We start from the raw sequence: 2,661 nt of genomic DNA, 5'->3' as shown, positions 1-2,661 counted from the left end.
AAATATTGAAAATGAAAGCTAAAACGGCAATCGCTAAATAGAGGAAGTACATTTTGAGGTTGAATAATGGGTATAAAATTGAGAAATATGCTCTTGTTTTATAACTCGCCTTGCTTGAAAAGCTCAAAAAATCTTAAAACTGCCTCTTTTTGCTTACGTTCTAATTGATTGGCAAAGAAAATTTCAAATTTATTGAACATAAAAAAGCCAAATCTGGAATATTGTTTTTCGGGGTTTTGCAGCAATGTAATCTTTTCAAATTCCAGTTTGATGGCGTATCTGCACTGGTCAACGTCTATTTGTTTGGTCCAAAAATCATCAAGAATATTTTTTATAGCTTTCAGATAATCATCTAAAAGTTTTTTTCGCCAAAAAACTAACCTTTTTCTGTTGAGTTTAAGCTTCTCAATGGTTATTTTTCCTCGTTCGTCAAGACCTACAATTTTGCCATCGGGTGTGAAGTAAAAATGATTTTCTACCTCATCAATTTCGGGGTTTAGCAAAATGGCTTGTTCGCCTTGAAGTTCGTTAGAATTGATACTTAAATAATTGGGTAATGGGAAGCCCGTAGCATCCAATAATGGGTCATTGATTCTATTTCCTTTGATTGGAAAATGATTTTTCTTAGCGTTATTACAAGCACTGCACCCGAGAGTCAGATTACTCCATTCACAAGCTAACCAATAATACCCTTTGTGGGTTGAATCTCCCTCGATTTTTGCTTTCGGGCGAAAATGTTCGACCTGAAAAGGTGCTCCTGCCGACGTATCCGTTTCACAATAGGCACACTTAAAGTTGTAGAGTGTTTCTAAGGCTTCAATGGTTGTTTTTCGGTAAATCGAACTTTTAAATTTATGCTCGTTTTTGGTAACTAAAGCATCTTTGATTTGGTCATTTCTCTTCGACTGGACTAACTTTTCGGGTGGAGAATCAAAGTCTTTTTTTATGCTAATCATCGCTTTAAGAGGCTATTTAAGTGATTTTGGCATAAATAATTCGTCTGGAAACTGACTGGCACTTTTTTCAAACTCTTGCAGACGTTTTTCGACCATATCATTTTTCTGCATTTCTTCAAATGAATCTTCGGTGCGAACTTCACTAATATCTTCGTTTTGTACCGAAACGAAATCTTCCATATCAAATATACCAGAAGTCAAAACTAAGTTCGGCGTAAGGTTTTTGAGTTCTACTTTGATATTTTCGATTTGTACACCTTCAGCTTCCGTGCGACTTACTTTCAGAATAACGGTATTGGATGCTGCTCCCAAAAGTGGAATCGGGCTATGGGTCGAAACAATAAATTGTATTTTTGGAAAAACCTTTGAAAACTGTCCAACGAGTTGTTTTTGCAGTTTTGGGTGCAAATGCAGGTCGATTTCGTCAATAATCACAATGCCACTTAATTCCGAAGGGTCTTTTACGTTAGGTTGATTTTTAGAAAGCCGAACAATCATATCCCCCGCCAAAGCAATAACACTCTTGAAACCCGATGCTAATTTCTGAAAAGGTAAAGGCTGGTATTTGATGGTATTTTTGCCATCTCCACTAATTTCTTGCTCAATATACTCAATTTGGTCAGTTTCCGAGTTAAATCTCACATCTGCCAAATTCGGAATCAGCGTACAAATAGCTTTTTTAACTAAATCAAAACGTTTGTCTTTTTTTAGCTTCCAACGCACTAATTCAGAGTTAATATTAAACAAAAAGCCATCAGAGTTGAACAAATTATAAGAAACCGAATTGTTTCTGTCTTCGGCGTTTTCACTTTTTACACCTTGCAAATTCAAACGACCAGGCCCGTATGCCGCCAAGTGAGCCAGTGGATTTTTGTTATCTTTTACGCTATTGATAAAGCTATTTTCGAGGCTTTTGTATTCGACCTGAATACTGCTGTGTTTATCATCCAAAAGAGGAGTGTTACCATCAAATGCACCATTGAGACCTAAGAAAATAGCTTGCAGTACCGTACTTTTACCAAAACCATTTTCACCCACCAAAAATATCCATTGCGTATCCACGGGAATGCTCTCCACACTCAATTCTTTAATACCTTGGAAATCTTTTACGGCTAATTGTTTTAGGCTATATGGTAAAACTTTATCGGCTGATTCAAAATGATTAGGTTCTGGTGGTAGGATTTCTTCTTCATCTTCTTCTAAATCGAAGAATTCGGAGAGGTTTAGTTCTACTTTCTCTAAATCTGTTACAGTTTTATAGGCCTCCTTTATTGTTGATAAATATTTGTTGAATAATTCTATGACATTACTATTATCTAATATAGGTCTGTCTAAAGCCGCTATTAAATCATTTGTTAACTTTAAACTTAATTCATTGATTTCAATGGCGTAAATAATACTAATCTCGTCAGAATCATAATAATCAATCTGAAAAAACAAATCTTCACTACCCTTTGGGTAAATCTTTAAAAGAAAATCATTAGAAGATTTAGCCACTAACTTAAAATCAGAATTAAGATTAAATTCTTTAATCTCATCTGAAATTTCTTTCAAAACATCCGCGACAACCTTTGGTATTTCTTGTCTTTTCATTGACTAATGAATCGTTATTGTTTACAAATCTTATGAAATTGTAGCTAAAATACAAGTAAACGCCCTCAAATCAACACAATATCATTGGCATTTGCTACTTCGTAGTTGATTG

At 34.9% G+C, this 2,661-nt stretch carries 2 protein-coding genes; both read right to left on the bottom strand.

Going from position 1 to position 2,661, the window contains the following annotated elements; genetic code table 11:
• Positions 1-98 precede the first annotated feature (98 nt).
• Positions 99-956, bottom strand: coding sequence for a hypothetical protein (locus ACOVO2_RS04645; protein WP_421768842.1), 858 nt, complete (start codon positions 954-956; stop codon positions 99-101).
• Positions 957-968: 12 nt separating this feature from the next.
• Complete coding sequence (locus ACOVO2_RS04640) at positions 969-2,549, bottom strand: AAA family ATPase (RefSeq protein ID WP_421768841.1); 1,581 nt, start codon at positions 2,547-2,549, stop codon at positions 969-971.
• Positions 2,550-2,661 lie beyond the last annotated feature (112 nt).

This window comes from Emticicia sp. (assembly GCF_049241225.1).
Taxonomy (GTDB): domain Bacteria; phylum Bacteroidota; class Bacteroidia; order Cytophagales; family Spirosomataceae; genus Emticicia.
Note: the sequence above shows the minus strand (reverse complement) of the source record. Positions and strands in the feature narration are given on the sequence as shown.